Source organism: Nitrosomonas halophila (genome assembly GCF_900107165.1).
In the GTDB taxonomy this organism is placed as follows: Bacteria; Pseudomonadota; Gammaproteobacteria; order Burkholderiales; family Nitrosomonadaceae; genus Nitrosomonas; species Nitrosomonas halophila.
This window is the reverse complement of sequence record NZ_FNOY01000146.1, coordinates 1-1,239: the sequence shown is the minus strand read 5'-3', so window position 1 is coordinate 1,239 and position 1,239 is coordinate 1. Positions and strand designations below refer to the sequence as shown.

Annotated in this window: 1 protein-coding gene; it reads left to right on the top strand. The window is 45.4% G+C overall.

Annotation, left to right across the window (positions count from 1 at the left end; all coding sequences use genetic code 11):
* The first annotated feature begins 210 nt into the window (after positions 1–210).
* The gene (locus BLV85_RS14715; RefSeq protein WP_090415958.1) at positions 211–1,209 is read left to right on the top strand and encodes an IS110 family RNA-guided transposase; all 999 of its coding nucleotides are present in this window, start codon (positions 211–213) and stop codon (positions 1,207–1,209) included.
* The last annotated feature ends 30 nt before the right edge of the window (positions 1,210–1,239 follow it).

Sequence of the window (1,239 nt, the reverse complement as noted above, 5' to 3'; positions counted from 1 at the left end):
TAAAGTAACAGCGTTTTCTGGGGAAGCCGTTGCACCCTGAGGTCTCGAACCTGTACGTAGATAGGCTCCCCACCCTCGTCATCCATATCGTGGAGTATCCAAGGTCTGTAAGCTGAGCTTCTGAACCTGAATTCGCAAGGAAGATAGATGAAGTGCCAGGGTCAGGGAAACCAGAAAGCATGATAACAAAAACATATTGAGGACTGATTGATGAATTACGTTGGAATTGATGTTGCGAGCAAAGAATTGAGTGTAGTTTTTGGTGTTAATGGCAAACACCGCAAGGCACAATCCTTTGAAAATAAAGCAGAAGATTATAAGCGCCTCATTTCATCGATTCAAAAATTAGCCGGTGAAACCATTGTTTGTATGGAAGCAACAGGCGTGCATCATTTTGATTTGGCAGTCGCTTTAAGCCGTGCTGAACGTATCAAAGTGATGGTAATTAATCCCAAAGCGGCACACAATTTTGCCAAGGCATTGAATCAGCGCAGTAAAACGGACAGCATTGATGCAGATGTATTAACCAGCTATGCCGAACGTATGGAGTTTGTGCCATGGGTACGCCCGTGTGAAGAAGCGCTTAGCTTACGGGCCTTGGCACGCCGGATTTCGGCAATTGGCAAGATAAAAGCGCAGTTGAAAAATCAGCTGTACTCATTAACGGCAACCGAAGAAACACCAGATATTGTGATTGCACAAACGAAAACACTCATCGAAACGCTGGAACAACAAATCAATTCTTTTAGAAGCAGTGCGCTCGAAATTATCAATCAGAACGATGAGATACAGAAGAAATACACACTGATTGTCAGCGTAAAAGGCATTGCCGATGCCTCTGCTGTTCAGTTATTGGGTGAGCTATTGAGCCTGCCTGCAAAACTGTCGGTCAAACAGTGGGTGGCTTATGCGGGACTGGATCCACGCCAATTTGAGTCCGGCACGAGCGTGTCAAAACGCGCCCGAATCAGCAAGGCTGGCAACCGATATATTCGACAGGCACTGTATATGCCAGCCCTCGTTGCCTGCCGCAGTGAGCCCAATGTCGTCGCCTATTATGCTCATCTACAAAACAAACGCGGCTTGAAAAAGATTCAGGCAATTTGTGCGGTCATGCGCAAATTACTGCACGCAATTTACGGCATGCTGCATAACAACATGCCGTTTGATGGTGACAAGTTTTTCAAAATAAAGGGCGCTAATATGTAAATTTTGCTTGACTGAAGACAGAGTATCTAC